The sequence below is a fragment of the Paeniglutamicibacter sp. NPDC091659 genome (genome assembly GCF_044756805.1).
Classification (GTDB): domain Bacteria; phylum Actinomycetota; class Actinomycetes; order Actinomycetales; family Micrococcaceae; genus Paeniglutamicibacter.
The window spans coordinates 463,712-489,288 of sequence record NZ_JBIVTO010000002.1 but is presented as its reverse complement, the minus strand read 5'-3'; the positions used below and the strand labels follow the sequence as shown (position 1 = coordinate 489,288).

Genomic DNA, 25,577 nt, shown 5'->3' with positions numbered 1-25,577 from the left:
CAACCATCAAGTCACGTAAGCGCAACAAGCTACAGCGACAGAATAAACGGAAGCGAAGAAAACCATGACCCAGCTAATAACTGAAAAAGAGCTCCAAAACCAGGTGATAGCAATTATCGCATCGACTCGTCGAAGCCCCAGCAGCTCATTAGGGTACCTATCAGAGGACGAAGCCGTCAGTAAGACTATCGATCTCATCCGATCCCAAATGGACGCTCTAGAAGGGCTGACAAAGGGTGATGCGATTGCCTTGCTGTGCCCGGCAACGAATTGCTTCGCGGTGACTATATCTAGCCGTGAACTTAGTCGCTATCAAGGAATGGGTGAGATTGCCGACCCGCCGCAGGCCACATCACGTTGGATACCATGCGAAAAGCACTATCTGGAGGGTGCGACACCGTTCTATTGCGATAAGGATGGTGTAGAAGTGTCTGGCGATCCAGAAACTTGGCCGGCTACGGAACAACGAGAAATAAATTAAGGAGGTGATGTGAGCAAACTAGAAAACCAAATACAAGCCAAGTTCTCTAACTTGAGCGATGCGCAGCTAATCAAGCGTATCGAGCAGGCTAAAGATTTTGAGTATGACGATGAAGCTGTCGAATTGAATCGGCGCCTACGAGTGCTTGGAGGCAAGGCCTGGCGCTGGGCGGGGGATTTCTATCATCCGCACGTAGAGCTGTACGAGGTGGCTCAAGATCGAGAGATCCATGAGTAGGTCAACTTTTCTACTGCACACTGAGCAGCAACTCGTCGATGACTTCAGCGCCACTATCAATGACATCTTTGGTGACTACCCATACCTGGTTGGATCAGCACTTGAACGTCCTGACTATCGGGACATAGATCTGCGCATCATTCTCGCTGACGATGAATTTGACGAGCTCTACGCCCTCGTGAATATCGAGATGATCGGCATCGCGATTTCCCTATGGGGACAGAAGGCTACAGGCTTGCCCATCGACTTCCAGATCCAGCGTCGTTCGAATGCCAACCAGAACTATAAGGGCGTCCGCAATTGCATGGGCATGAGGCCAACAGCTGGCGTACGGCTCAATGAGCATCCTGATAACAGGCCGATAAAACAACCACATACCGAAGGAGGTGATCGATGACAGACGCTGAACTAACAAAGAAGATCAAGGAGATTATCTATTCTGACTCGGTTCCAATCCCTCCCGTCGTACAGAGGCGTAGGAACGAGTATGGCTTCGAACGAGAAGTCTGTGCCATCTGCGGCGTGGATGTAAATGAGAAGTACCGACGATCTCACTACGCAAAGACGCATGGTTACAACACCAGAGAATGGCGAGTAGATCAGCTACTCAAGCTTGTCCGACGGGTGGTGAAGCAAGAGGTCTCAGTATGACCGAACGTCTAACCAAGCCACGCGCACGAGCTGAACAAGAGCCCGTCAACATTGAATGGCAAAAGCTCCTGGAAGAAGCCCTGACGCTAGAGCCCGGCGAAATGACTTCATACAATCGCTTCTACAACTACTCCATGCTTAACCAGCTGCTGCTGCACAGCCAGGGAGTTCGAGAGCCCGTGGCTACCTATGCGAAGTGGCAAGAGCTAGGCCGCCAAGTCCAAAAAGGCAGCAAAGCCAAAGCAATCCTCCGTCCCATCTTTTACAAGGGCACGAACGATCAAGGCGAAGAAGAGCAGAAGGTCAAAGGCTTCAAGATGGTCAACTGCCTGTTCACCGTCTCAGAAACTGAGGGGGAGGAGCTACCCGAATACGAACCACCTACCTGGAACAAAGAACGGGCTCTGGGGGCCCTTGCGATAGTCCAGGTGGACTTCGAGCAGATAAATGGCAATGTGGCCGGCTACAGCTATGAACGCAACGTAGCGGTCAGTCCAGTAGCCAAGTACCCGTTCAAGACGCTTCTTCACGAAATTGGTCATGTGACCTTGGGGCACACCTCTGAACAAGGTTTGGAAGACTATCGGGAGCATCGTGGCATCAAAGAATTTCAAGCCGAGTCCACTGCCTACCTGACCATGAACGAGCTACAGGCTACGGATCAGTTCGATGCTGCTGAGAGCCGCGGGTATATCCAAGGATGGTTACGCAATGGGCGGCCTGATGATGCTGCCATACGGCAGGTGTTTACGGCTACGGACAAGATTCTCAAAGCAGGGAGGTTGTCGGCTAGTGATTCTCAGTAGTCGGACTGCTATGGAAATGCCGGTTTCCGGGGTCCTCTGTCGACAGACGAGCAAGCCGGTCAAATTCGCTTGACTCTATTGTTCCTATTTCCAAGGCAGTAATTACGATGGTTGTCGCTGAGGAACGCTTAGCGAGACCTCGCCAGACCAACATCAGGACTGCAAATATCCCAGCGAGGGGCATCCACGGCCAATGGTAGGCCGTGTTACCCATAGTGATGAAGTGAATTTGAACAGACAGTACTGCGAGCGGTGCAGCGATACTCAGCCTAAACTCTGCCTCTGATTTGTCTTTCTCATATCTGTCATAGAGGTCTTTATTCTTCACTTGAAGCTTCACCGCGAGGGTAGGTACTGAAGCCCTAATAGCATCCGAGAGGAATGGGATCAGCCGTTCAAGAGCTTCAAGCCTATGTCCAAAAGTCATCAGGGTTGTATCACCATGAGTTTCTTGGTGATGAATGTCGTATTCCTGCTGGCTTCCGTAGAATTTTTCTATAGCAAATTCGTTTTCTATTTGATTCGGATGAACTTCTCTTTTTCTGGCTAGCTCGATGTTCTCTCGGACGATCTGGTCGAGGTGCTTGTTATTGCCCTTCATCTTCTTTGAGCGGAAGATCCAGCTGAGCAGAACCGATAGGTGCGCCCGACTCACATTTGCAGTGGTGACCATACCAACCAAGTAGGCAATAAAGCTCAATACCGTCAGATAAATTACAGGCGATAGAAACGCCCCAAACGCATTGATGATGCCCATGAGGCCATCCTTCGACTGGGCATCAGGCAGTGGAGCTCCGATGAGAATCCAAACGACGATAAGCCATAAATAACCAGTGACCAGCGGTGTTCTAAAGTCCCTGAACCCTGGCAATATCTGTGCGAGCAAGCTTCCCCCATATGTCACGTTCTCTTGCAATGAGCTTATCGGTCGGCACGTTCGGACGTTTAGTGGCAAACCGACGAACAACTACCCTTGGACATACTCCAAAAGTTGGGACCAAAGTGAATCGTCACCCGGTCCTGTCACCAAAAGAGTAACCAAAGAGACAACCAGAGATACTCCAGCTACTAAGAGTGCGCGGCGGCCAAGTCGTGTGTCTTCAGCACTTGCACCAAGCGACGCTACGGTAGAAAGCACATCTCGATAGTCTGCATCTTGCTCTATGAGGTGCTGGAACTGCTCCTCACGATTCTCACCGAACCTCTCGATTAGATCGAATCCTTCAAGCGGACTAGGATCTCCCTTGCGACCGAGCGCGTCGACTTGGATGTTGTCCGAGCTTACCCAGGGTTTATTCCAGACCTCTGCCGAATCACGTGCCATCACGGGCAAGTCGAGACTGGTGGTCAGAAGTTGTCGACGTAGGGCTTCAATTTGGCGGGTTCCGAATTTTCGATGGTTGACGCGAGCCATATCACGAGCGACTGAATAGCCTACTGCTACTTGTCGGGTGTACTGCAAGATTGCATGGCGAACTAGGAAGCTTCGAATCGAATCGTCAAGCATCGCAGCAAGAGTCGTAACGGCATATGGTCTTTCTCCGTATCCGCTCTGCTCATTCTCGATCGATACGCGGTCGTATGCACCTACGACCCCCCAGCAATTTTCTAACCTTTTTTCAGTACTGCCCGTATAGCTTGAAGGGACTAGGACAGCCCCAGGAATTTGGGGTGAAACATAGTCATATAAGTAGTCGCCGCCCATAGCTAACGCCCGTAGCGGATCGCGATAGTTTTGAGTAATCGGATCAGTAGTGGGGTCATAAGTCGCGAACAAACTAAAGTCGATTATCGGTTGGCCTGCCTGTGTCCCTGAAAAGAAGCCGCCGCATCGACGTGTTAGCCATTTCCTGGCAACATCATGCAGGCGTATGCGTTCCGCTTGGGTTGCACGAATCGCGGCCAACCGTCGATCTTGTACACCGGCTCGTCGGAATCCGCGCCATTCAATAGTGGGCTCATGTTGAGCATTCCAAACGTTGTTAAGGCTGGATTGACCGATCTTGCTGAGTCTCACAAACGCTGTGACGACAGTCAGGCCCTGACCGAGTTGTGTGGCGGTCAATTCAACGTCCTCGAACTCTACCGGCAGCATTTCGCGTATTGCGTCATAGGGCATGAAACCCTTGTCCGGTCTCGCAACAGTGCCGATTCTTGACCAAGAAAACCCGCCGCCTCGGCGCGCGCTAGTCACTCGCTCCGCGTTTTTTCCCTCTTGACCGAGATAGTTTCTTTCCTTATCCCAACCGTTCTTTTTCAACGCGCTGACTAACTGGGGGTAGTAGCTGGGAGGAAAAAATTCAACGATCCAGATCCCGCCTTGCTTGATGGATTCACCTTCCGGGATCACCAGGTTGTCCATAGGGTCGTCCAACGGGGCAACTTTTAGGCGCTCGAAATGATTGAAAGGGATGAAGAAATTCAGGGCTCGATTGAAGGAACGACGAATTCGCCACGGTATTAATCGGCGGGGCCAGGACGTTATGAGCCACCAGAGCGCCCTATAAGGGATGTCGTACCAACGCCATCGAGTACCAATCGAAGGGACGAGCGCGTGTATGCGTTTGACTTTGTCATGAATCGCTTGAGTATCGACTGTTGCTGGTCTTTGCGTCGATTCCTGCTCGTCCGTCGCTTTCGATGGCTCGCTTGAGTCGTCTCCACCGGATTGCAGTCCTTCTACTTCGGCCACGCGCTGTTCAACTCTCTCGGAAGTATTTTGTTCGCTCTCTGGACAATATGAGTTTGCTACCGATTCGCCAAGTTTCGGCAACATTCGACAGTTCGCAGGGAGTCTTACAAGACCCTTCTTGTACTCTCCGCCGCGGAGTGCAATTTTGTCTTCAGTGGGAAACGCACTGACAGGCAGCGGCTGGTCTGACTCAGACGGTAAAATTGACCAGGCATAGTCAATCGTTGAGGCATCGTCGGCGAAGGTTTTCGCCCACCTCAAGGCGTCCACCCAAGAGCGGATGCCTCGTTCCTAGGAAAAGGCTTCAGTGGTGATGGATCAAGACTTTAGAAGTCGGATTCAAGCGTGGCCCTCTCGGGTAAACATAAAGGCATCACCTAGACTCCATCCTGTGGCTAGTCTATTTGGTAAAAAGAAACTCGATGCTCTCGCAAGCGAAGTAAGCACGGAAGAAATCCAGGACAAACTGGAGATCGTCCGTCGATGGCACGATGACTATCATCGTGGTTCGCTCAAGGCCGACAAAGAGACGAGCCGCGAGCAGGCGTATAACTCCGACTTCTTTATGCGAATCCTTGGGTACGCTGAAAAGCCGTCCACTCCATTTACGTTTGAACCAAAGGCGACCACGGAGAAGAAGCAACTTCCCGACGCGGTGCTTGGTTATACCGATGCTGTTGAGGGTGTCGCTAATATTTCGGCAGTCGTTGAGCTCAAAGGCGCTGCGGTGGACCTGGATAAGCCGCAACGACGCGACGGAAACATGAGCCCTGTTCAGCAGGGGTTCAAGTACAAGAGCCAATATCGCACGTGCCCGTTTGTGATCGTCAGCAACTTCTACGAACTGCGGATCTACCAGGAACACCAACTCGACTACGAATCCTGGACCCTCGATGATCTAATCAACCCGGCCAATGATTTCTATCAGTTCAAGACCTTCTACGGACTACTGAGGGCTGAAGCTTTCACCGCGCCCAGGGGTAAATCTGCAACAGAGAAACTCCTCAGCGCCTTCCGGGAAGAGCAGGAGTCGATTGGTCGCGATTTCTATCAGACCTACCGTGTAGCGCGACTTGAACTCCTGCGTGACATCTATTCACTCAACGAAGACACGAGATCCAACTTCGACCTGGCGATTCAAAAAGGGCAGAAGATCGTCGACCGTGTCATCTTCGCCTGCTTCGCGGAAGACAAGGGTCTATTACCGGACAACATTCTCCATGGTGTTACTCAGGATGCCGCGAACGCCTCACTTCTTTCATTGTGGGACATTCTCAAGTCCTTCTTTGCTGCCGTCGATAGTGGCAGTGACCGGCTCGGGATTCCGATCGGGTACAACGGTGGTCTGTTCGCACACGACCCCGAACTAAATTCCCTCAAGATCAGTGACTCGGCACTGCGGAAAGTCCTGTCGCTAAGCAAGTACGACTTCAACGAAGACCTGAGCGTTAACATCCTCGGGCACATCTTCGAGCAGTCCATCACCGACCTTGAAGAGATTCGTCGCAGCGTAGAGGACAAACAGGCTGATGAAGCTTTAGACGAGCTCCACGCCATCAGCAAGCGCAAGGCTGACGGGATCTTCTATACGCCTGATTACATCGTGCGCTACATTGTGGCAAACACCGTCGGCGAACATCTGCGGGAAGTCGAACTAAAGCTGATGTCGAAGAACAAGCTTTCGGCAAAGCGCACAGATCACACCTACGACGAAGCCGAAGCCGCTGTCTACCGTGAGTATCAGATCGAGCTCCAGCAGATCCAGGTCATTGACCCAGCGTGTGGCAGCGGTGCATTCCTTGTACATGTGCTCGACTACTTGATGGCCGAGAACCGTCGAGTTGCCGCAATCCTTGATGCGAATCTGTACGTCGATGAAACCATGCAGGCATTGTTCTCAGTCGACGACATGATCGACAAGATACTTCGTACCAACATTTTTGGCGTCGATATCAATGAAGAGTCCGTTGAAATCACAAAGCTCAGTCTGTGGTTGAAAACTGCGCGCCCCGGCCACAAACTCACAGCCCTCGACAACAATATTCGGTGTGGCAACAGTCTTATCTCCGATGAGTTGGTCGACCCGCAGAAAGCATTCGACTACAGCACTGCATTCAAGCACTCATTCGAGGGTGACGGCTTCCATGTGGTGGTGGGTAATCCTCCGTATGTCAGCGCCATGGATTTGTCTCGATACCTACCGGACGCACAGCGAAAGTATCTAAAGAAGAACTACAAGGTTTCACGCGGAGCCGTTGATTTATACATCTACTTCTTCGAGCTTGGTCTTAAACTCCTGAGAACCGGCGGAAAACTCGGATACATCAGCCCCAACCGATACTTGTCGGCGAGCTACGGTCGAGCCCTGCGCGAGTACATAGTGGCAGAGAGTCACCTTCGGACGCTGATCGACTATTCAGATAAGAATGTATTTGAAGACGCGAGCACATACCCCGTAATAACCCTTCTGGATAAGTTGAAGCCTGTCGATGGCGAGACCTATGAAGTTATGGCCGGTCGCATTGATGAGGAATCATCACAGGCTGTCACCAGGGCCTTCGATTCATCCATGCTGACGAAGCTGGACGATAACATCATGGGCTTTCTGCTCAATGACCGAATCGACGTAACGCTAAAGGTATTCGGGCAAGATGCGCCGCTGGAGAGGGCCGCAAAGATCAATGCGACCAGCACAGCAGGTGAAGCAGACGACTACTCGCAGCTCGTCAACGAAGAAGGCCGTGGCCTCAAGATCATCAACACGGGGACGATTGATCCTGATCTCGCTTTGTGGGGATTGCATCGCTTCAAGAACCAAGGCACGGACTACATGGAGCCCTACCTTGATGTAACCGATCCCATCGTCTCGTCGAACCGGCGGAATTTGTACCAGTCGCCAAAGATCATAGTTGCGAAGATTGGGCTCAGGTGTGAGGCCTTCTTTGACGAGAATGGCGAGTATGCATCGATCAACACTAATTGCCTGCACACATTCAGCGACGACTACAACCCGTGGTACGTTCAGGCTTGGCTCGGGTCAACCCTGTACTCATACGTTTTTGAATGTCTCTTTGACGGTCTGAGGATGAGCGGAGGCTACATGCTCTATTCGGCACCCAACCTGAGAAACACCCCCGTACCTAAAACGCCGCTTGAGGAGCAGACAGCAATAGCTGCCGTTGCAGAGAAGGTGGCAGTCAAGCGACAGGAGTTGCGTGGTATTGAGGACAAGTTCAAGAACTTCGTGCTTCACGAGGTTGGACTTGAGCGCTGGCCTCAAAAGCTAGCACGGTGGTGGGAAACTGATTTCTTCGAGTTTGTGAAACTCCTCAAGTACAAGGGTTCACTGAGGCAAAAAGAGAGCCTTCAGGAGTACTTCGATGACTACTGTGTGCGTGTAGCAGGCGTTGTCAGCGAGATCGATGCGATGGATATGGAGATCGATAGTCATTTCTACGAAATTCATGCGTTGACGTTGCCTGAAGTCGCTCATGTTGATGCGAGCCGTAAACGGTGATGTCTAATTGAACTCGTGAAAGGGCCAGGTCGTCATCGACGATGCTGGCCCTTTCAATATTCTGAGGATTGTGCATAAATAGGTGCACATATGGCAGACACTCAAACACCCGAAGCACCAGAAGAAAAGAACAAAGGCGGACGACCGCTCAAGTTTCAGACTGTTGATGAGCTAGAGCTGTCCATTAATGCCTACTTCGACAGTTGCGATCCGCACATCGAGCAGCGCGTAATCGACGGCGGCGTCAATCAAAAAGGTGAAACTATCTGGCTCAAGCGTGCTGTCATGACCGAGCAGAGGCCATACACAGTTTCCGGCCTTGCCAGGGCACTTGGTATCCACCGCGAAACGCTCATCAACTACGGTGAACGTGATGAGTTTTCCGACTCGGTGGCTGCTGCATACGATCGCTGTCATGAATGGGCGGAGAGCCAGCTATACAGTCGCAATAACTCTGGTGCTGCTTTCAGTCTGAAGAACAACTGGGGCTGGCGTGATCGTCAAGAGATTGACCACACGACCAAGGACCAGCCAATCCCTCTTCTAGCCGGCATTGCTCCAGGCACTCTAACTGTCCTGGACGATGACGAGGAGGACTTGGATGGCGGCACTGCTACAGCAGACGACAGCGCTCAAGAAGATCAGCAGCCTTCGTAGACGCCTACGAATTATTCAAGGTGGCACGAGCGCGAGCAAGACGTTCTCGATCATGGCCTATCTCATCCATGTCTCTCAGTCGAACAACGATCTCGTAATCAGCGTTGTGTCTGAATCCTTCCCGCACCTTCGCCTGGGGGCTATGCGTGACTTCAAGACCATCATGAAGATGCAGAAGTATTGGGACAATGCTTGCTGGAGCAGCACTCTCAATACGTATACGTTTCCCAGCGGAACAGTTATCGAGTTCTTCAGTGTTGAGGATGCTGGTAAAGCCCACGGACCGCGACGCGACATTTTATTCGTCAACGAGTGCAACAACGTCAGTTTTCCTATCTATCGCCAGCTGGCAGGTCGTACACGCAAAATCATTCTTTTGGACTTCAACCCTGTGTCGTCATTCTGGGTTCATGAGAAGTTGATCCCGCATCGCGTGCACGAATTCCTGAAGCTCACATATAGAGACAATGAAGCGCTGGAGTCGGCCATCGTCCGAGAGATCGAGGCCAACGCGGCCATTGATGAGAATTACCGACGCGTCTATGCGGATGGAGAAGTCGGTCGCAATGAAGGCCAGATCATGAAGAACTGGATACACATCGATTCGGTGCCGCCTGAAGCACGCCTTATGCGTCGAGGGCTCGACTTTGGCTATACGAACGACCCCACGGCCATCATTGATATTTACGAGTGGAACGGTGGCTACATCTGGGATGAAATTTGCTACGAGAAGGGCATGAGCAACAAGGATATCGCCGACCTGATCCTGAGCCAGGACGAGCAGGTGTTGGTCGTCGGTGATAGCTCGGAGCCGAAATCAATCGATGAAATCGAAAGCCACGGCGTGATGATCGTTGGAGCAGTCAAGGGCGCCGATTCGGTTCGCAACGGTTTGCAGACAGTGACGACCAAGCAGGTCTACGTCACCAAACGCAGCACCAAGCTCATCAAGGAGGAGCGCAACTACATTTGGAAGCTCGACAAGAATGGTGAACCGCTGAATGTGCCGAGGGATCTCTTCAACCACGCTATGGACGCAGGGCGCTATGCAATGACAGATTTGATCGGCAATGCACCAGGTGATTTCGAGTACGAACCTGATGATGAGCAGGGCTCCGGACCGATCACTTCGGGCTTGTTAAGTAGTAGGTTCTAGTTTAAATTGAAGACAGATGGCAGGTCAGTCAAACAAGAAAGTTCTGAGTTCTTCTGAAATCGGTGATACCGGGGTTCAATTCTTCAACGGTGTCATTACTGGCGAAGAATACAACCGGAACCTAACTGGCCGCCGCGGTCTCCTCATTTGGGATGAAATGCGTCGCTCTGACGCCACTGTAAGCGCTGCACTGCGCGCGGTGAAGCTTCCTATCAAATCCACCAAGTTCTTTCCCGTACCTGCCACAGAGGACGACTCAGACGTTCAGATCAGCAACTTCGTTGGTTGGAACTTGTTCGAGCGGCTCAAATGGAAGCAAGTACTGGGGGAGATCCTCACGCACCTCGAGTTCGGCTTCTCTGTACATGAGATGGTGTTCGGTGTTGAAGTAGTCGACGGCGTTGAGCGCGTGGTCCTTACCAAGCTGGCTTTCCGTAAACAGACGAGTCTCGATACTTGGGAAGCTGGCAAGGGCGTGCCCGGCATCACGTTCCGCAAGGCGGACGGCACAATCGTTCCAATACCCCTGGAGAAGATTGTCGTCTTCACCAATGAACAAGAAGGCGACAACTTCGAAGGTCGCAGCATCCTACGTTCGGCGTACAAGCACTGGTTCTATGTAGACAAGTACTACCAAATTGATGCAGTCGGTCATGAGCGTCATTCACTGGGTGTTGTGAAGATCAAGTACCCAACGAGCGCTACAGATACTCAACGAGATGCCGCCAAAGCTGCAGCTCGCAATCTCCGTGCCAGCGAAGAGGCGTACATCGAAGAGCCCACCGGCTGGGACATCAACTTCATGGACATGCAGGGAAACAGCCTCAAAGACATCCAGCCGTCTATCAACCGCCACGATCGCCAAATCACTAAGAACGTATTGGCACAATTCCTAGAGATCGGTTCATCTGGGAGCTCAGGCACGCGCTCAACAAGCGAAGATCACCGGGAGCTTTTCAACCAATCTGTACAGGCCGTCCTCGACTACGTAAAAGACACCATGGGCTACGTCGTCAAGACGCTCGTAGACCTGAACTTCAATGTCGACGCTTATCCGTCCATTGGCTCTGGAGAAATCAACCAGAAGAACATCACGTCGCTTGCCGAAGCCCTGGCTAAATTCAACGACGCTGGCATGATCACGCCAAGCGACGAAGACGAAGCACACGTCCGAAATCTACTTGGCTTCCCTGAGATGAGTGAAGACGGTCCACGTGAACCCAAGAAGCCGAAGGTTGATCCCAAGGACAAAGAGTCAGCGGATGAGATCAAGGCTTCTCGACGTCGCCAACGGAGGGTTGCTGCACAAGTCAGCGCCAAGGACGTTCCCGGCCTGTACGACGACCTAGACATTGATCCAAGCGATCTTGGCTGCATCATGATGGACACTGAGACTCTCGACGTTATGAAGCACCTACCTGCTGAGTTTGTTGACGACCTTGTTGAAGCGACGAAAGCCAGTGACCATGTGATGGGAGCAGTTGCTGAGACTGAAGCGCACGTAACGCTGCTCTATGGCCTACTGGAGAACGGGAACGTCTGGAAAGACAAAGTAGATGCCGTCCTCAAAGACTGGTCCCTTGATTCACTGAAGATCGAAGACGTCGACTACTTCGATGTGGGCGAAAGCTTCGCGGTCATTGCTCATATCGAGAAGACACCAGATCTCATTGATGGCCACGAGCGCCTCACGCTGCTGCCGCATATCCAGACCTTTAGCGAGTACCGACCACACGTCACGCTTGCCTACGTTTCAAAGGATGCGGATATTGATGCCTGGGTAGAACAACTCGGTGCAGCATTCAACGGCAAGACGATCAAGACAACGGCTATCAATTACGGCGATCTACCTGAAAGCAACGAGACCAAGAAAGCTAACGCCTTGGTACGCGTGGCTAAGAAAGCATCAGCGTCACTTACAAGGCTGCTCTATGGCAACTCGAACAGAACTTCTTAAAGCACGCGAAGAGCTGCACGTTGCTATCCACGCAGCCGAGGAATGGCAGGACAGCTACAAAGCGAGTCCAACTACGTTCCGCCGGCTACTGGAGCTAGAAGCGGCCTTAGAAACAGCCACAGGTGAGTATCTGCATGAGCTGTCTACCCGAGCAATCAAATACGTGGACTGGTCTCGTCTACCTACGCAGGTCAAAGCCGACGCCGGCCCGGTCCTAAACAATGACGATCCTGTATGGGCGAATGAGGAGATGCTTCTAACCGCTGCGGTCATCGAGCTCATTACTGAACTCATTGCTACTGGGGCCATAGCGGGGGAGTACCTGTACGGGATTCCAATGGGCTTCAACACGCTGGATGAGGCAATCATGCAAGCGGCCAGGCTGCACACCGCTGAGTTCGTCAAAGGGGTTACAGAGACGACCCGCAAACTCATTCGTGAATCCGTGGCCAAGAGTATTGCCCTGGGGGAGAACGCACACGAAGCGACTATCCGACTGATGGACGTGATTGATAACCCGATCCGCGCTGAACTCATATCGCAGACGGAGCCGGTGAACGCTTATCAGACAGGACTCAAGCACTTTGCTAAGGCAACCGGAGCCAAACAAAAGACTTGGGATGGACTGAAGGGCGCGTGCCAGCTATGTTCTCCACTTATTGGCAAGACCCTTGATATTGATGATCCGTTCGTTCTAGCCACCGGCAGGGAAATAGATCGACCGGCTGCGCATCCTAGATGCCGTTGTTCTCTGATTTACATTTACTAGCAATTCTCTTGACATTTATATACGCCTGATAGATGTTATAGACAAGTATGTCTATAAAAGCTTTCCGAACACTAGTAAAAATCAAGGCTGATGCCGAAGGTAACGCGCCTAAGACCATTGAACTACTCAAGACTGGCTCATGGGAAACACCATGGCATGGTGAGTTTGAAATTACTCCGCAAGATATCCAGGAGTTCGTTCGTCACTTCGAGCAGGGTGTCGGCCTAGTAGAAGACGACAAGCAAGCGCCAATCAACTACGGCCATAAAGCAGCTGATAAGGCCTCTGGCTGGATGCCGAAGCTCTATGCCGATGACTCAGGCACTGCACTCCTTACTGATCCCAATTGGACGCCCGCTGCTGTCCAGGCAATCAAAGACGGTGAATGGAAGTACATCTCACCAGAATTCAACCCACGAAATTATCCGTGGGAGAACCCTGAACAAGAGTACGAATTCGTACCAAACGTATTGACGGGCGCTGCCCTCACGAACATTCCACTATTCAAGAAGCTGAAACCAGTCACGGCATCGCGCCTTCCTAGCAAGACAGTGAAGGCCGCTGCCACTGGTGACAGTGAACAACATAATGATGAAGGAGACCATATGACGCTAGAAGAAATTCGTGCGAAACAAGTTGCTGACCTGACCGCTGAAGAGAAAGCGTTCTTGGCAGACAACAAAGCCGACCTATCAGCTGAAGAGCTGACTAAGTACGAGCTTGAGGACACATCAGAAGCTGACGAAAAGGCTGCCGCTGACAAAGAAGCTGCGGACAAAGCCGCTGCCGACGAAGCAAAGGCTACTGCGGATGCAGAAGCTGCCGAAGCCGCACGCGTTGCTGTTGAGGGTGTTGAAGCAAGCGCTAAACCAGTAAGCATCACAGCTGATCGCCTGGCGAAACTAGAAGCTGATGCAGCGGCAGGCCGTAAAGCCCAGGATCAGCTAGAGCGCAATGAAGCTAAAGCAACTGTTTCTGCAAGCGTGCAAGCTGGCCAGATCAAAAGCGGTGACGCTGAGAAGTGGACCAATCAGCTACTTGCATCAAAAGGTGCGGATCGTACACAGCTTGAAGCTCTACTCAAGGGCCTACCAGTAAACAAAGACCTGGGCGAAGAGCTCGGTGACGCTGGTGCCAATGTCCACGCAGACGCAATGAAAGAAGTGGACACTCGCGTCAAGACGGTTCGAGCTGACGCGCGCAAAGAAAACAAAGAGCTCTCGTACTCAGAAGCGCGCAAGCAAGTTCTAGACGCTGATGCCAACCTAAAAGAACAGCTCAAGGAGGAGCAATAACATGACTGCATATCGAGAAGGTGACCGCACGAGCGTAACCGCAGCAGTTGATCTGTCGACACAGCAGTTTCAACTCGTAAAAACCGATGCCGACGGCAAGCTGGTCCTAGCGACCGCAGCAACTGACGCGATCCTGGGCGTACTGGATAACGCTCCAGTAGCTGGTCTCACTGCTGACGTCGTTCTAATCAACGGCCAGGGCACATTCAAAGTTCGCCTCGCAGCCAACACTGCCAAAGACGCGTACCTGACCACAGACGCTGACGGTAAAGCCGTGGCCACAACAAATGCCGGTGACCGCGTATTCGGACGCCTGGTGCGTGCAGGACAGGCAGGTGAAATCGCCGAGTACATCAAACTTAACGAGAAATTTTAGGAAGGCATAACTTAATATGGGCAAGCAAGCTATCTACATCGACCAAGCGCTGACAAACGTCGCAAACGCTTGGGAGAACACACAAGAAGACTTCATTGCGGACAAGCTATTCCCAGCTGTTCCGGTCAAGAAGCCAACATTCAAGATCCCTGAGTACGGCAAAGAGAACCTGAACCTTCCTGCGAGCACCGTTCGTACTGGACTATCGAAGGCTCTAAGCGTTTCGCAGACTCGTTCTTACAAGCAGGCTCAGCCACTTGTAGAGCACGCTCTATCTGGTGTCGTGACCGCGGATGACTACGAACTAACTGACGAACCATTCGAACCAGAATCAGACGAGACAGAGAACATCCTGTCAGTTATGGCTCTAGTCGATGAGAAGGCTCTCGCGGACAAGCTGACCGATCCAACTATTGTCACGAACAACCGCACATTGCTTGGTACAGACCGCTGGTCTGACTACGCGAACTCAGATCCGTTCAACGACATCAAAACTGCGGTGACTTCGAGCAAGTTCATCAAGTACAACACGATGGCATTGAGCCGTGATGGTTACCTGTCACTTATCAGCCACCCGGACATCCTGGATCGCCTCAAATGGGCACAAGGTGGTGCGGTAAGCCTGGAGCAGCTCAAACAGTTGCTTGGACCGTTCGGCATTACGAACATCCTCATTGGCCAGGCACGCGCAAACTTCGCAGCTGAAGGCCTTGACGACGACATCAAGAACATCTGGGGCAACGACGTACTGTTCGGCTTCGTGACTCCTAAACCAGGTCGCAAGCAGTTGAACGGTGGCTACAAGTTCGTACTTGAGGATGACCTCAAAACGACCAAGGAATACCTAAACGATCCTGAGCACACAAAGATCGTGGTGACCGGTCGCTACAACTACGAAATGCTAATGGACGACGCTTGGTACCTACTCAAGGACGCGTTCGCGACTGGAGCTTAGTCTGATGCGCAGTGGTATTAGCAAGATCAAGAACATGGTGGGGGCAGTAGCTCCCACCAACCTCAAGACAGTTACAGTCACGGTGGCAGCAGCGGCTCTGATTGGAACTGCCACGGTTAAGGCCGGGGCTCACATCCTGGGCATCCTGCCAGCCGGCAACCAGGATCAGTTCGTAGACAACGTTCTTGAAGCTGACGGAACGATTACTGTCACCCTCGCAGCAGCGGCTACAGCTGAAAACACTTTCAACGTAACGGTTCTGGAGGTATAGCTATGTCCGAAACAGCAACAGGAACAGTACTAAGCGAGGTCAAGTTCAACGGCGTGGTCTACAAGAAGGGCGAATGCCTGGAAGCTCCAAAGGAGACGATTACTCGATTGATCCGCGTCGGCGTGGTTCAAGATCCAGCAGTGAAAGCAGCGGCGGACAGAGAAGCCAATGCTGGAACTGCCGCAGCTGAAGCGAAGGCCAAGGAGATCACCGACCGAGCAACTTATATCGCGGACGTAGCTATTAAAAAGGCCCTCGCGGAAGCCAAGGCAATCACCGAGACCGCCACAGCTGATGCAGCCAAGGTAGCCGAAGCCGCCGCAGACAAGGCCAAGGAAGTCACTGAGACTGCTACAGCTGATGCGGATGAGAAAGCCAAGACAGTTACTAACGAAGCGATCGCAGAGGCTGACAAACTAGTCGCCGACGCTAAAGCCGAAGCAGCGAAGATCGTCAAAGACGCTCAGGAAGCCGCTAAGCCAGCCCAAACAAACAAGACAGCTACTACATCAAAGTAGAAGCTGGAACGCACCATAGCTAACGAGAGCGCCTAGAACGGGCGCTCTCTTTCTGCGTTTATGCCTGCTGGTGGGAGGGCAATCGCAGTTCGAACTGTATCGACGAAGACCGCTCGGGCATCTTCTATGCTTGTCCGCATCTCATAGTCATTTACGGAACTTTCGAACCGTGACCACGAGACCAAACCTTGAAGGTTTCGAGCTGCTGCCGTAACTGGGTGAGGAGCGATGAAATCCAACTCGATTACGGTCCTCCAGAGATCCTCTTCTGCCGCTTTGGCTTGCTCTCTAGGAGTAGGTTTCGCTGTGATCACTCGGATACCTGCTGACTCATCGTCTGGCTCATTACTTGCCTGACCGTGGAGTCTTTGCCGTTCTCTCAGCCAATCAATGTAAGTGTCGATCTTGACCAAGAAATTGGTGGCGGACTCACGAATGGTGTGGTCCCAACGTCTGTCGATTTCGCGTTTCGCTTTGCGACTATCAGCAGCCATCGTGGAAATGAAGCCGACCAATGCGCCAAACAGGGCGGCACCGGCTGAAATCGCAGGTACACCCCACCAAGGAGGGATGCTCATGTCTTCGGTAGCAACATCTGTAAGCAGTTCTATCAGAACCATTATTTGCTGATCCTTCTATGTATATGAGGGTGAAGACTCATCGACGACCAAGCAAATCCGAATCTGCGCCGAATGGATGTCCGAGCTCGTCGGCCGCTATCTTTATCAGGTTGGCAGAGGCGGAGGCCAGGTCGAGTCGTCTCACTTGGAAGTCATAGTTGGCAAGCTCATGGTCGTACTCGGCAATTGTGCTCATCAATATGACCGAAGCGACGGCAATATCTCCTGCGGACGTTATTTGGAGCATGGATGTTACTCGACGTACTTCCGAGAGCGCGTCCAGCACATCGTCTCCAAGTTCGTCAGCTTTTGCTCGGTAGGCCTTGTGCTCATCTGTGCCTTGTACGATTTCGTTGGGAAATAGAACCGATAGGTCGCGTCTTATCTTGAGCGTTACGTCTTGATATCGGTAAAAGGCGACCAAGAGTTCAGAGACCAACGCAATAGTTTCACTTCGCCACTGATTCTTTGCGGCGTGAATCCGATCATCCTCGGCATGAGAAATCGCGGCGATACGTTGCTTCTCGGTGATGTAGTTCGTCGTCAGGTAGGTGATCAAACCGCCAATAAGAGTTCCAAGAAGTCCGGACCACCAGGGTGCCGTGCCGCTTGTGAAGAAGCTCCACGCGTCCATATTCTTAGTTCTTCTGTTCAGACGGCGTTGGCATGACGGTGCGAATAACATCCTGCACCGCAGCGGGCCGGTCGTCTTCACCTAGTGATTCGATCAGCCGCTCTACGCTGAGCATCCGAGCGAACTCCACAGGCTGTAGGAAGAATTCTCGAAGTTGCTGGGATGACTCTGACTGAGACTTGATGAACGTAGCAGCGATATATGCGCTTAGGCCAGCACCTACCGCGCCTACTGCTCCCGCCGAGATGGCACCGCTAATTGTTGAAGCATTTGCGGCTAAGACTCCAAACCCGACGACGATGAGAAATCCTATCGTCATGGCAACTTGGGCACTCATGAAGCTTTTCTTAGATTGGTTAGTTGCGATGCCGTGGTAGACGTCGATCCTCTGCTGTGTGACCGCCCAAAGCTGGGCGAAACTCGGCGCATCTTCAACCAGCGAGGCAGATACCTTGCGTTCTTGCTCGTGCAGGTTATCCAGTACTTCTCGTTGCTGCGCTTCAATTGTTATGGAATATGTAGAAACCTTGCCAGATATAAGACGAAACAATACTAAGGTAACTGCGATAGCCGTAATCGTAAAAACGAACGAATCCACAGGGAACGGCTCACCCTTGACTAAGGTAATTGCGTATGGAACCAACAGGACGGCAAAACATGCGATGGCGATGCATAGAGCGATAGTTCTGCCAAGCGTCATAGGCGGTCGCTCTTTGCCTTTTGTCATTCTTTCGATCCAATCGTTGACCAATATTGCCCGTTGGTCCATAGTTAGTAAAAATAAGCAGTAAAAATTTACATGTCCACAATACTTCGAATAGATTCATTCTCTGAGACAAACCTAGAAGAGCGAACTGAGCTTACCTTTGACTATACCGTCGAGGCACTGACGCTTATTGTTCGCAGCACTGAAGGTTACTCGGACGGCCAGACGATCTACGTCGGCCAACTATCCCGCGAAGGCTGTGAGAGCGCCGTCATTGCGTCCGTTGTTGATGAGACGACCATCAACTTGGTTTCAGCACTCAAGCTGCCGCACAGCTGCTATGAACCCGTCACAGCAGTACTTGGTGGCTCGATTCATATCTACCGCGCACCGAACACGACTGGCAACGTTCCAGGTGATGACCAGTTCACCGTCCTGACCACACGTACTATCGACCCAGACCAACTATCCACTTATTACCGGGACTCAACCGGCTCCAGTGACTTCTGGTATTCGTATGCCTACTTCAACCCAGTGACGAACGAAGAGACTGAGCGATCAACGCCATTCCGTGGTGACGACTTTGAGCACTACGCTTCACTGGCTGAGATTCGCAAAGAGGCCGGCTTTGAAAAGGCCTACAACTTAGCGGACAGTGACGTCGAGCTGCAGCGTCGTATTGCAGAGACTGAGATCAATGCATCGCTCAGTGGCGCCTATACCGTGCCTTTCAATCCCGTGCCGGCCATCATCAATACTCTGACGATTCAACTCGCATCTGCGTTCCTCTTGATCGCTGCCTACGGCGAGACTTCAACAAATCGTCAGAAGCGAGACTCTGCCAGAAAAGACATCGAAGCCTATAAGAACCGCGAGTCAGTCCTTACCGACGACAACGGAATCGCCATGACGAGTTCAGACACTGTGACCGGATGGCCAGGTGATCCAAGCCCCGAAGCACCGCGCTTCTTCCATATGCGAGACAAGTTCTAATGACGACGATCCAGGTAACAATCGACGGTGACAAAGAGCTGGCCTCGAAGCTTCGTTCGTTTGCTGGATCGTCCCTGGATCTCACCAACTCAATGGGCGGTATCGGTCTCTACCTGACCAACTTCTTCAGCGGTGAGGTGTTTGCATCTCGTGGTCAAGTCTTTGGCAAACCATGGCCGGCCCTCAATCCAAACTATGCAGCGTTCAAAGCTCGTGAGTTCCCTGGACGTCCTCCGCTCATTCGTACCGGTCTCATGCAGAGATCGTTTAAGCACAAGTCCACCAGTCTCACGACATCCCTATGGAACGAAGCGGCATACTTCGACAACCACAACGAAGGCTGGGGCGTCCCAGAACGCGTAATGATGCAAATCGACGAGCAACGTGAGCTACGGATCGTCAAGTACATCGTTTCTGACCTAACCACTCAAATGGATAATGCGGGGCTCATTTGATGACTGACTACCAAGACAACGTACAGCGCGTCCTGAACCTCATGAAGACGACGTTTGGCAGCGAGTTCAAGACCTACTACGACGGCGAGCCCGAGGTTATCCCGCTGTTCAATCTGCCGTGCATCATCGTCACGCAGACCAGCGACACAACGACTGAAGGGGCCCAAGGTCAGGATGACGTCGAAGACACCATCACGGTGAAGGTGGTCCTAAATAAGAAGGACGACTGGAACGGCGACAAAGTAGATCCGTTAAATATGACTGAGCGCAAGATTCGTGACTATGTAGGCAAGCGCGACAAGGTGACCGGTAACTATGAGCCACAAACTGTAAAGGGTGCACTTCGCAAAGAACTTCTGGCCGATGATGTTGAAGCAGTTGCTCCAACTATGAACGTGGAATATGGAATCAATCCTCGCGCAGTTGGTGAAGACACCAAAACTCAGTATGCGATTCGAACCGCTGAAGGTCACGTTACCTTTGGTGTCCAGTTCTCTGTCGACACCTATTAGAAGCTCTTCCTATTTAATAAAAGTAACCGCTGTTGTATGTTGAAGTCATGGCTAAGAAGAACAAACTTGATATAGAAGATAAAGCCGCTGCTCCAGTTCCAGTAGCCTCAACACGTCGATTCTTTGCACCTTTGAGTGGAGAGACGATTGAAGCTAAGGACGCTGTAGACGCGGCTGAATTAGTAACTAAAGCTAAGAAAGACATAGAGGTAGGTGATGGTAGCATTTAGCGCTTATAAGAAACGAAGAGAAGTTGCCATCATTGGCGTTGAGGCTACGCCTGGCGTTACTTCCACCAAGCCATACGCGATGTTGTGGCTAACTGAGAACGTACGAAGTATCCCTGCAATCCTTGAAAACGAAAGCGCGAATGGTACGAATCGGCGCGTGAACGATAGCGCTATTGATGTCTGGCATTCTGAAGGTCCACTTGGCGGCAAGGTTACTGACAACGGCCTGGCAATCCTTATGCACGGCATGCTGAACAAGGTGACAACCGTCGATAATCTCGATGGCACCTGGACGCACAGCTTCGAACGCGATGACTCAGTAGCTCGTAAATCACTGTCCTACTGGAATGTTGGCCCATCGGGTACGCGTCTCTACAACTCGGTCTACATGGACAACCTCAACCTCAAATTAGAAGTTGGCGACAACGGCGCCTGGTTCGAAGTTGATACCGCGCTCAAGGGTTGGAAGCACAAGGACGTTACTGGCGTCACTCCTGTCTTCGATACGGCAGATAAAGAGTTCACGAGCCGACACGTACGTGTCTACCTGGCTGATGATGTCGCTGGACTAGCTGTTGCTGAAGCACGCGTAAGAGCCCGCAGCATCACCCTGGCGCTTGAAGAGACCGCTACCGTGGATCATTCTGTCGGTGAGCTGGAAGACGATCCAGAGTTTGACCAAGCACCACAGGAAGCCAAAGGCACGATGGTGGTTAAGTTCAAGAAGACTGACTACGAAGATGACTACTTCACGAACAAGATCCACGCGCTGAAGATCGAAGCCATCAACGGTACGTCGAGCATCTCTGTAACAGGTACAAAGGTCCGCTTCCGCGAAGTAACTCGTTCTGATGGCCGCGATGACACTGTCACCCTGACGATTAGCTTCTTCTTCGAAGCCGACGATCTAAATGGCGGGAAAGACATTGTTTCGGAGATCACCAATACGCTCGCCGCTGTTGTGTAGTTCCCTGTTACTCCATTGACTAAAAGTGTGCCCCATGTATAAATGGTGGCACACTTTTAAATTGGAGAAACACATATATGGGCCTGAATATTGTTGCGAAGCGAAAATATGACTTATCGGAATTTGCCGAAGGATGGGATGGCGCGCACGTCATCGTCACTGTTCCAAATGCTAAGGATAGGCAAGCATACGTCGACTTTATGGGCCAGATGCAAGAAGAGATGAACGCGGAGTTGGAACCTCTAACTGCTAAACATCTAATCAAAGCCGTCGCTGCAAAATACGATGACATTGCTGAGAAGAAGGTAACGGAGATGGCCATCACGCTTATCCGCAGCGGAGCAGTCGTCAGCACTAATGAAGGGGACGATACTAGTGAACTTGTACAGTTCGCCAAAAAAGACGTTGCAGACGTTGTATCAGCGCTTGGATTCGCGTGGACAAATGACATCGTTGCTACTGCTCTAGGTAACAACGGTTTAAAAGCGAAGAACTAGAGAGGGTATTCGACAAGTATCAGGAATACTTTCTACACGATCTTTCTCTGCCCGACGATGTGGCAGAGGATGAGTTTGAGTGGAAATACCGCTCTCATTTTGGCTTGACCGTGTCTGAATTTGAGGCCGAACCCTGGGATGCAATTTGGCAGGCAAAGGTCCGCTGGGCTCTGGAAGAACAACGGGATCTCGCCCGTAGTCAGTCGCAGGGCGACGTGTTAAGTTGATATTAGAAGCGACAAACAAGCAATAACAGTCGCTAATGTGAGATTTACCCCCGCGTGGCTTCAAACAAAATCAATATCGTCATCTCTGCAACGGACAAAGCGTCCAAGCCTATTCGTGACGTAAAAGATGAGCTTGAGGGGGGAGCGAAAAGCTCCAGCAAATTTGGTTCAGCGTTTTCTGCTGTAGCACCAATTGCCATCAAGACAGGCCTTGCTCTCGGAGCTGCTTCCACGGCTGCAAGCATATTTGCAGTGAAGTCAGCGGCTGACTATGAGCAGTCCCTCAACATCTTCCAATCCGTATCTGAAGCCACCGTCGACCAAATGAAGATGGTCGCGGCAACGTCCCGCGATCTCGGTAACGATCTATCGCTGCCTGGTGTGAGTGCGGCCGATGCTGCTTTAGCCATGGTTGAACTGGCCAAGGCCGGCCTTTCCGTCAATGACACCCTGGCCGCGTCCAAAGGCGTACTCTCGCTTGCCAAAGCCGGGCAACTGGAAACGGGCGCTGCTGCGGAAATCGCCGCGAACGCGCTCAACGCATTCAATCTAGAGGGCAAAGAAGCAAGCCGCGTAGCCGACCTACTGGCTGCCGCGGCCAATGCCTCAAGCGCCGATGTTGGCGACCTGGCATTCAGCCTCTCTATGTCCAGTGCCAGCGCGGCCGCAGTGAAAGTGCCAGTAGAGGATCTGACCGCTGCGATTGCTGAAATGGCCAACAACGGCATCAAGGGGTCTGACGCCGGTACATCGCTCAAGACCATGTTCATGAACCTGATTCCAACAACGAAGAAGGCGCGAGCATCGTTTGACGAGCTGAACCTGGACTTCTACAACTCCAAGGGGACGTTCGTAGGTCTGCGCGACATGATCAAGCAGCTCGAAGAGGGCACCAAGGATCTAACCGACGAGCAAAAGGCCATGCACATCGAGCAGATCTTTGGGTCGGACTCAAGCCGTGCGGTAAACATCCTTTTGAAGGAGGGTGTCAAGGGATACGACGCCATGAGCGTAGCGGTTGAGAAACAAGGTGCTGCGACTAAATTGGCGGCTGCACAGAACGCAGGATTCAAGGGTGCGCTCGATGGACTTCAAAGTGCACTCGAAACAGTGGCTATCGACGTGGGCATGAAGATGCTTCCATCGCTTACGGATATCGTGACCACACTTTCAGACAATGTTGAGCCGGCCTTTGAACGTGCATCTTCGGTAATTGGCTCCGTTGGCAGTCAAGTTGTCACCTTCCTGCAGCCTGCCTTCAGTGGGCTCGCGGATGCAGTGGTGAACCGATTGCTTCCGGCATTCGCGGACGTTGCTAAGAGCGACATCGTCCGGATGATCGGACAGACTCTAGTCGGTGCGCTCTATGCGGCCATACGCGTTACAGAAGCAGGCGTTCGCGTGTTCAGCAGTATTGCCAGCCAGGCCAGCCACGCGACTGGATTCCTGGTGATTCTGGGTGCAGGATTCATCACCTATAAGGGCTATGTCGCTTCTGCAACGCTCATTACCAAAGCAAATACTCTCGCTCTATCAGCCAACGTGGGTGCTCAGAATGCACTCAAGATGGCCGTACTGACCAACGGGAGAGGGTTTGTCGGTTATCAATCAGTACTGATGGCCACTACGAGCCGGACGACTGCTGCCATGGTCGCCCAGCAAGCACTCAATCGAGTCATGATGCTCAACCCTTTTGCACTTGTTACTGCTGCGGTCGTCGGCATCACTGGCGCCTACATTAGTGCTGTTTCCCAAACTGATAGATCGGCAGCATCAACTGAACGCCTCAAAGCCGCGCAGGAAGGTCTGACTCAAGCTCAGCGTGAAGCGAAGCAAGCCCAGGATGATCTTACTGGCGCTAACCTCAGTCTCGAAGGCGCACAGCTTCGCGTTGAGGGGGCGCAGAACCGCGTCAAGGATGCGTTGATCAATTACGGTCCTCAATCCCTCGAATATAGGCAGGCAGTTCTTGACGAGAAACTTGCCGAGGAAGATCTCAAGCGTGCTAAGCAGGCCGTTGCCGATGCAACAGATAAGAAGGCCAAGGCCAACCAGAAGGTCATCGATCAGGAAAAGGAAGTCAAGGAGAGCTCAAAACGTGTCGGCGATGCGGTCCAAAAAGAGACCGCCAAATGGTCGCTGCTTGGGGACACGATTGGCCAGGCCCGAGAAAAAGCTGGCGGTAGAGCAAACTCGAAGTCTGGTGGCGACAACATCAAGCTACCGTCGAATCCATTCAGTTTTGGTAAATCCCTGACTGGCTATGCATCGGGAACGAACGCTTCGTCCGGTGGTCGATTCCGAGTTGGCGAGCACGGTGTCGAAGAGGTGAGCTTGCCAGCTGGGTCACGAGTCACTCCTGCCTACCGAACTCGCTCTGAATCCGGTGGCGGCCAATCAAGCGGCCACACGGTAATCATCGAAAACATGAACATCAACAACGGAGGTGATAGACACCGACTACTAAGCGACATTGGATTCGCACTGGAGACTGCATCGTGAGGATCTGGCTAAACGACTTTGAACTAAACAACCCGGCTAAGCGGGTCTATATCAATGAGGACATCGAGGGACTGGATCTTCCTGATATCCGTACAAGTAGAGGGCAGCGAGCTGGGCAGGCAGGTAGCTATTTTGGAGCACAGATCTTTGACGCTCGCTACATCACCATTCAAGGTTCCATCTTCAGTGGCTCAGTAGCAGAAGCGCTGCAGCGACGTCGTGAGATCCAGGCTGTTCTTCCCCTATATCCAGACAGACTAACCGTCCGCATTCTCGATGACGATGGCTATGCCTACATCCTCTACGCCCAAGTCATGAGCTTCAAGATGCCCATCAAACGCGCCAGGATGAAGTCTCTGTTCAAACTTGAGTTGGAGGCCGCAGACCCGACTATCTACGACGACACGGCCGGCAGTGCGCTCTCAGCGCCTATTAACAAGGCAGTGCCTGGTGGATTCATGTTCACGGGCACAAGTCCGGTCTTTGGTTCGAGCTTCTATTTTTCAGCCGGCCAACCGAATAGCTCCGTCGACAATACGAGCACGGTCACCGTTTTTCCAGTCATCACCATTACTGGAGCCATCACCAATCCGATTCTGACGAACGTAACGACCGGCCAAGTCTTCCAGCTGGATAACTACGGGACTGCCAGCGACAGCGTGACCGAGATAGATATGCAGCAACACACGGTCAAGCTAGGAACGACAGCGGATATTGACCCTGAAACTGGTCGTTTCTATCCGGGACGCGGCGGTAACGTCTTTGGCTACGCGCCACTGACGTCTGAATTCTGGAGCCTTGTGCCAGGCATCAACCAGATCAAGTTCGACAGCGGCAGCGGTGCGGATGTATCGACCGCTCTAATGGTCTGGCGACCGGGCGTGATGGGTATCTAG

At 52.1% G+C, this 25,577-nt stretch carries 27 protein-coding genes; 22 read left to right on the top strand and 5 right to left on the bottom strand.

Annotated elements, in window-relative coordinates; genetic code table 11:
- Positions 1 to 64: 64 nt before the first annotated feature.
- The 4 genes from ACIQLF_RS07245 (at position 65) to ACIQLF_RS07230 (ending at position 2,175) form a co-directional block, all read left to right on the top strand.
- Complete coding sequence (locus tag ACIQLF_RS07245; protein ID WP_400296163.1) at positions 65 to 481, top strand: hypothetical protein; 417 nt, start codon at positions 65 to 67, stop codon at positions 479 to 481.
- Positions 482 to 490: 9 nt separating this feature from the next.
- Positions 491 to 718: a hypothetical protein gene (locus tag ACIQLF_RS07240; protein ID WP_400296160.1), complete on the top strand. Its 228-nt coding sequence runs from the start codon at positions 491 to 493 to the stop codon at positions 716 to 718.
- The gene (locus ACIQLF_RS07235) at positions 711 to 1,115 is read left to right on the top strand and encodes a hypothetical protein (RefSeq protein ID WP_400296157.1); all 405 of its coding nucleotides are present in this window, start codon (positions 711 to 713) and stop codon (positions 1,113 to 1,115) included. Before ACIQLF_RS07240 ends, ACIQLF_RS07235 begins: the two co-directional genes overlap by 8 nt.
- 250 nt (positions 1,116 to 1,365) lie before the next feature.
- Positions 1,366 to 2,175, top strand: a complete 810-nt coding sequence (locus ACIQLF_RS07230) for an ArdC-like ssDNA-binding domain-containing protein (RefSeq protein ID WP_400296154.1) — start codon at positions 1,366 to 1,368, stop codon at positions 2,173 to 2,175.
- Here ACIQLF_RS07230 and ACIQLF_RS07225 read toward each other — a convergent pair.
- A complete protein-coding gene (locus ACIQLF_RS07225; protein ID WP_400296151.1) occupies positions 2,159 to 2,932 on the bottom strand; it encodes a hypothetical protein in 774 nt (257 codons plus the stop codon). The two genes, ACIQLF_RS07230 and ACIQLF_RS07225, sit on opposite strands and share 17 nt — an antisense overlap.
- A 210-nt stretch (positions 2,933 to 3,142) precedes the next feature.
- A complete protein-coding gene (locus tag ACIQLF_RS07220; protein ID WP_400296148.1) occupies positions 3,143 to 4,951 on the bottom strand; it encodes a hypothetical protein in 1,809 nt (602 codons plus the stop codon).
- Between the two features lie 307 nt (positions 4,952 to 5,258).
- On the opposite strand from ACIQLF_RS07220, the gene ACIQLF_RS07215 reads away from it, so the two are divergent.
- The 10 genes from ACIQLF_RS07215 to ACIQLF_RS07170 all read left to right on the top strand — a co-directional run bounded on the left by ACIQLF_RS07215 (position 5,259) and on the right by ACIQLF_RS07170 (position 16,338).
- Positions 5,259 to 8,384 (top strand): Eco57I restriction-modification methylase domain-containing protein, encoded by a 3,126-nt coding sequence (locus ACIQLF_RS07215; RefSeq protein WP_400296145.1) that lies wholly within the window; start codon positions 5,259 to 5,261, stop codon positions 8,382 to 8,384.
- Positions 8,385 to 8,474: 90 nt separating this feature from the next.
- Positions 8,475 to 9,041 (top strand): terminase small subunit, encoded by a 567-nt coding sequence (locus ACIQLF_RS07210; protein ID WP_400296142.1) that lies wholly within the window; start codon positions 8,475 to 8,477, stop codon positions 9,039 to 9,041.
- The gene (locus ACIQLF_RS07205; protein ID WP_400296138.1) at positions 8,986 to 10,197 is read left to right on the top strand and encodes a PBSX family phage terminase large subunit; all 1,212 of its coding nucleotides are present in this window, start codon (positions 8,986 to 8,988) and stop codon (positions 10,195 to 10,197) included. The genes ACIQLF_RS07210 and ACIQLF_RS07205 overlap by 56 nt, the downstream gene beginning before the upstream one ends.
- A 16-nt stretch (positions 10,198 to 10,213) precedes the next feature.
- Positions 10,214 to 12,154: a DUF935 family protein gene (locus tag ACIQLF_RS07200; RefSeq protein WP_400296135.1), complete on the top strand. Its 1,941-nt coding sequence runs from the start codon at positions 10,214 to 10,216 to the stop codon at positions 12,152 to 12,154.
- On the top strand, positions 12,129 to 12,923 hold the full coding sequence (locus tag ACIQLF_RS07195; protein ID WP_400296132.1) for a phage minor head protein: 795 nt from the start codon (positions 12,129 to 12,131) through the stop codon (positions 12,921 to 12,923). Before ACIQLF_RS07200 ends, ACIQLF_RS07195 begins: the two co-directional genes overlap by 26 nt.
- Before the next feature lie 47 nt (positions 12,924 to 12,970).
- A complete protein-coding gene (locus ACIQLF_RS07190) occupies positions 12,971 to 14,218 on the top strand; it encodes a phage protease (RefSeq protein ID WP_400296129.1) in 1,248 nt (415 codons plus the stop codon).
- A gap of 1 nt (position 14,219) precedes the next feature.
- Positions 14,220 to 14,594, top strand: a complete 375-nt coding sequence (locus ACIQLF_RS07185) for a hypothetical protein (RefSeq protein WP_400296127.1) — start codon at positions 14,220 to 14,222, stop codon at positions 14,592 to 14,594.
- A 16-nt stretch (positions 14,595 to 14,610) separates the two neighbouring features.
- The gene (locus ACIQLF_RS07180) at positions 14,611 to 15,549 is read left to right on the top strand and encodes a hypothetical protein (RefSeq protein WP_400296125.1); all 939 of its coding nucleotides are present in this window, start codon (positions 14,611 to 14,613) and stop codon (positions 15,547 to 15,549) included.
- A 4-nt stretch (positions 15,550 to 15,553) separates the two neighbouring features.
- Entirely contained in the window at positions 15,554 to 15,820 is a 267-nt protein-coding gene (locus ACIQLF_RS07175) for a hypothetical protein (RefSeq protein ID WP_400296122.1), read from the top strand.
- Positions 15,821 to 15,822: 2 nt separating this feature from the next.
- The gene (locus ACIQLF_RS07170) at positions 15,823 to 16,338 is read left to right on the top strand and encodes a hypothetical protein (RefSeq protein WP_400296119.1); all 516 of its coding nucleotides are present in this window, start codon (positions 15,823 to 15,825) and stop codon (positions 16,336 to 16,338) included.
- A 32-nt stretch (positions 16,339 to 16,370) separates the two neighbouring features.
- On the opposite strand, the gene ACIQLF_RS07165 is transcribed toward ACIQLF_RS07170, so the two are convergent.
- From ACIQLF_RS07165 to ACIQLF_RS07155, 3 genes are read right to left on the bottom strand one after another with little or no spacing between them, the layout of a single operon-like run.
- A complete protein-coding gene (locus tag ACIQLF_RS07165) occupies positions 16,371 to 16,958 on the bottom strand; it encodes a hypothetical protein (protein WP_400296116.1) in 588 nt (195 codons plus the stop codon).
- 37 nt (positions 16,959 to 16,995) lie between these two features.
- Positions 16,996 to 17,592 carry a hypothetical protein gene (locus tag ACIQLF_RS07160; RefSeq protein ID WP_400296114.1) on the bottom strand — a complete coding sequence of 199 codons (597 nt, stop codon included), beginning with the start codon at positions 17,590 to 17,592 and terminating at the stop codon, positions 16,996 to 16,998.
- 4 nt (positions 17,593 to 17,596) lie between these two features.
- Positions 17,597 to 18,319: a hypothetical protein gene (locus tag ACIQLF_RS07155; protein ID WP_400296112.1), complete on the bottom strand. Its 723-nt coding sequence runs from the start codon at positions 18,317 to 18,319 to the stop codon at positions 17,597 to 17,599.
- A 72-nt stretch (positions 18,320 to 18,391) separates the two neighbouring features.
- Between ACIQLF_RS07155 and ACIQLF_RS07150 the strand changes: the two genes are divergently transcribed.
- The 8 genes from ACIQLF_RS07150 (at position 18,392) to ACIQLF_RS07115 (ending at position 25,577) form a co-directional block, all read left to right on the top strand.
- Positions 18,392 to 19,291 (top strand): phage protein Gp36 family protein, encoded by a 900-nt coding sequence (locus tag ACIQLF_RS07150; protein WP_400296110.1) that lies wholly within the window; start codon positions 18,392 to 18,394, stop codon positions 19,289 to 19,291.
- Positions 19,291 to 19,746, top strand: a complete 456-nt coding sequence (locus ACIQLF_RS07145; protein WP_400296108.1) for a hypothetical protein — start codon at positions 19,291 to 19,293, stop codon at positions 19,744 to 19,746. Before ACIQLF_RS07150 ends, ACIQLF_RS07145 begins: the two co-directional genes overlap by 1 nt.
- On the top strand, positions 19,746 to 20,258 hold the full coding sequence (locus ACIQLF_RS07140) for a hypothetical protein (RefSeq protein WP_400296106.1): 513 nt from the start codon (positions 19,746 to 19,748) through the stop codon (positions 20,256 to 20,258). The genes ACIQLF_RS07145 and ACIQLF_RS07140 overlap by 1 nt, the downstream gene beginning before the upstream one ends.
- Positions 20,259 to 20,305: 47 nt before the next feature.
- Positions 20,306 to 20,488 carry a hypothetical protein gene (locus tag ACIQLF_RS07135; protein ID WP_400296104.1) on the top strand — a complete coding sequence of 61 codons (183 nt, stop codon included), beginning with the start codon at positions 20,306 to 20,308 and terminating at the stop codon, positions 20,486 to 20,488.
- 157 nt (positions 20,489 to 20,645) lie between these two features.
- Complete coding sequence (locus ACIQLF_RS07130; RefSeq protein WP_400296102.1) at positions 20,646 to 21,455, top strand: hypothetical protein; 810 nt, start codon at positions 20,646 to 20,648, stop codon at positions 21,453 to 21,455.
- 77 nt (positions 21,456 to 21,532) lie between these two features.
- Positions 21,533 to 21,952, top strand: coding sequence for a hypothetical protein (locus ACIQLF_RS07125; RefSeq protein WP_400296099.1), 420 nt, complete (start codon positions 21,533 to 21,535; stop codon positions 21,950 to 21,952).
- Positions 21,953 to 22,233: 281 nt separating this feature from the next.
- The gene (locus tag ACIQLF_RS07120) at positions 22,234 to 24,681 is read left to right on the top strand and encodes a phage tail tape measure protein (RefSeq protein WP_400296096.1); all 2,448 of its coding nucleotides are present in this window, start codon (positions 22,234 to 22,236) and stop codon (positions 24,679 to 24,681) included.
- The gene (locus ACIQLF_RS07115; protein ID WP_400296093.1) at positions 24,678 to 25,577 is read left to right on the top strand and encodes a hypothetical protein; all 900 of its coding nucleotides are present in this window, start codon (positions 24,678 to 24,680) and stop codon (positions 25,575 to 25,577) included. The genes ACIQLF_RS07120 and ACIQLF_RS07115 overlap by 4 nt, the downstream gene beginning before the upstream one ends.

What these genes read in the sequence shown, in the direction of transcription:
- ACIQLF_RS07150 (WP_400296110.1), top strand. Translation starts at nt 18,392, where the DNA reads ATGTCCACAATACTTCGAATAGATTCATTCTCTGAGACAAACCTAGAA.
- ACIQLF_RS07170 (WP_400296119.1), top strand. Translation starts at nt 15,823, where the DNA reads ATGTCCGAAACAGCAACAGGAACAGTACTAAGCGAGGTCAAGTTCAAC.
- ACIQLF_RS07230 (WP_400296154.1), top strand. Translation starts at nt 1,366, where the DNA reads ATGACCGAACGTCTAACCAAGCCACGCGCACGAGCTGAACAAGAGCCC.
- ACIQLF_RS07190 (WP_400296129.1), top strand. Translation starts at nt 12,971, where the DNA reads ATGTCTATAAAAGCTTTCCGAACACTAGTAAAAATCAAGGCTGATGCC.
- ACIQLF_RS07145 (WP_400296108.1), top strand. Translation starts at nt 19,291, where the DNA reads ATGACGACGATCCAGGTAACAATCGACGGTGACAAAGAGCTGGCCTCG.
- ACIQLF_RS07140 (WP_400296106.1), top strand. Translation starts at nt 19,746, where the DNA reads ATGACTGACTACCAAGACAACGTACAGCGCGTCCTGAACCTCATGAAG.
- ACIQLF_RS07210 (WP_400296142.1), top strand. Translation starts at nt 8,475, where the DNA reads ATGGCAGACACTCAAACACCCGAAGCACCAGAAGAAAAGAACAAAGGC.
- ACIQLF_RS07225 (WP_400296151.1), bottom strand. Translation starts at nt 2,932, where the DNA reads ATGGGCATCATCAATGCGTTTGGGGCGTTTCTATCGCCTGTAATTTAT.
- ACIQLF_RS07155 (WP_400296112.1), bottom strand. Translation starts at nt 18,319, where the DNA reads ATGACAAAAGGCAAAGAGCGACCGCCTATGACGCTTGGCAGAACTATC.
- ACIQLF_RS07165 (WP_400296116.1), bottom strand. Translation starts at nt 16,958, where the DNA reads ATGGTTCTGATAGAACTGCTTACAGATGTTGCTACCGAAGACATGAGC.
- ACIQLF_RS07235 (WP_400296157.1), top strand. Translation starts at nt 711, where the DNA reads ATGAGTAGGTCAACTTTTCTACTGCACACTGAGCAGCAACTCGTCGAT.
- ACIQLF_RS07185 (WP_400296127.1), top strand. Translation starts at nt 14,220, where the DNA reads ATGACTGCATATCGAGAAGGTGACCGCACGAGCGTAACCGCAGCAGTT.
- ACIQLF_RS07245 (WP_400296163.1), top strand. Translation starts at nt 65, where the DNA reads ATGACCCAGCTAATAACTGAAAAAGAGCTCCAAAACCAGGTGATAGCA.
- ACIQLF_RS07175 (WP_400296122.1), top strand. Translation starts at nt 15,554, where the DNA reads ATGCGCAGTGGTATTAGCAAGATCAAGAACATGGTGGGGGCAGTAGCT.
- ACIQLF_RS07135 (WP_400296104.1), top strand. Translation starts at nt 20,306, where the DNA reads ATGGCTAAGAAGAACAAACTTGATATAGAAGATAAAGCCGCTGCTCCA.
- ACIQLF_RS07200 (WP_400296135.1), top strand. Translation starts at nt 10,214, where the DNA reads ATGGCAGGTCAGTCAAACAAGAAAGTTCTGAGTTCTTCTGAAATCGGT.
- ACIQLF_RS07220 (WP_400296148.1), bottom strand. Translation starts at nt 4,951, where the DNA reads ATGTTGCCGAAACTTGGCGAATCGGTAGCAAACTCATATTGTCCAGAG.
- ACIQLF_RS07160 (WP_400296114.1), bottom strand. Translation starts at nt 17,592, where the DNA reads ATGGACGCGTGGAGCTTCTTCACAAGCGGCACGGCACCCTGGTGGTCC.
- ACIQLF_RS07180 (WP_400296125.1), top strand. Translation starts at nt 14,611, where the DNA reads ATGGGCAAGCAAGCTATCTACATCGACCAAGCGCTGACAAACGTCGCA.
- ACIQLF_RS07205 (WP_400296138.1), top strand. Translation starts at nt 8,986, where the DNA reads ATGGCGGCACTGCTACAGCAGACGACAGCGCTCAAGAAGATCAGCAGC.
- ACIQLF_RS07125 (WP_400296099.1), top strand. Translation starts at nt 21,533, where the DNA reads ATGGGCCTGAATATTGTTGCGAAGCGAAAATATGACTTATCGGAATTT.
- ACIQLF_RS07195 (WP_400296132.1), top strand. Translation starts at nt 12,129, where the DNA reads ATGGCAACTCGAACAGAACTTCTTAAAGCACGCGAAGAGCTGCACGTT.